The sequence below is a fragment of the Corynebacterium sp. HS2168-gen11 genome (assembly GCF_024834075.1).
In the GTDB taxonomy this organism is placed as follows: domain Bacteria; phylum Actinomycetota; class Actinomycetes; order Mycobacteriales; family Mycobacteriaceae; genus Corynebacterium.
This window is the reverse complement of record NZ_JANUXR010000026.1, coordinates 1-579: the sequence shown is the minus strand read 5'-3', so window position 1 is coordinate 579 and position 579 is coordinate 1. Positions and strand designations below refer to the sequence as shown.

Below are 579 nucleotides of genomic sequence, written 5' to 3'. Positions count from 1 at the left end.
CTGGAGAACCAGCAACAGCACCATCTTTATCAGTAGACTTCTGCGTACGAGATGCATCATCACCATCACTTTGCAACGCATAAGTGACAGCATTATTCGCAATCTGAGTCACCGCACGAGCAGAGTTGCTTTCATACTCTCGACCTGCAGCACGAATACCTTGACGGTAATCAACATCCGTACCACTGACAGTTACGAAATTCTCATGCTTTTTGATCACAGCAGGATCAATATCAGAACGAACCTTCGCAGTAATGGTGTAGGTATCAGACTCTCCATGTCCTAACACAATAGGAGGAGACATCAAAGTATCTGTGCCCTGATCAGCAGTAAGATACGCTTGCAAGCCACCACTTGGGCTGTTCGTACGCTCAATGGTATAGCCAGGAGCAACACGCTTGATTTCAAGAACCTGCTTGCCATCAATTTCACGTGCAGTTGCAACAGTCGCCTCTACAGCGTTTGCAGTTGCAGCATGGCCATATTCAGCCTTTGCTACTTTCACTGTTGAAAGATCAATAAAATCTGGAAGCTCATCTGCCACTACATAACCATGGCTTGGGCCAGTTGCCGAACCAT

Annotated in this window: 1 protein-coding gene; it reads right to left on the bottom strand. The window is 46.6% G+C overall.

Going from position 1 to position 579, the window contains the following annotated elements; genetic code table 11:
- Positions 1-579: hypothetical protein (locus NXS99_RS09160; protein WP_259288367.1), on the bottom strand; the 579-nt coding region annotated here is incomplete at both ends.